The organism is Pseudomonas sp. SIMBA_068, assembly GCF_046534705.1.
Classification (GTDB): domain Bacteria; phylum Pseudomonadota; class Gammaproteobacteria; order Pseudomonadales; family Pseudomonadaceae; genus Aquipseudomonas; species Aquipseudomonas putida.
In genome coordinates this window covers 1-242 of the sequence record NZ_JAWRYI010001439.1, presented here as the reverse complement: position 1 = coordinate 242, position 242 = coordinate 1, and the positions used below count along the sequence as shown (strand labels likewise).

The window sequence follows — 242 nt, the reverse complement described above, 5'->3', positions numbered from 1 at the left end:
GGCGAGCCAGGTGCTGTTCGGCCCGACCGGTAATCTGACGCGGCTCTGTGCTCTCCATCGGACGATAGTAGGGGATGCGCAGCACCGGCGTATCGTTCTGCCACTGTCCACCCATTAATGGCCGCAGCATATTGATCAGCCTTTCCGGCGGCAGATCCAGCAGCTGCAAGGCCTCAGCAGCGTCTCCGGCGTCGAGCTGTTGTTGCAGCAACTGCTGCCGTAATTGTTCAGGTGAGCGCAGA

The 242-nt window shown here is 60.7% G+C and carries 1 protein-coding gene; it reads right to left on the bottom strand.

What is annotated here, in order from left to right; all coding sequences use genetic code 11:
* A partial coding sequence (locus SB756_RS34390) for an SgrR family transcriptional regulator (protein ID WP_410913795.1) occupies positions 1-242 on the bottom strand: 242 nt, incomplete at both ends.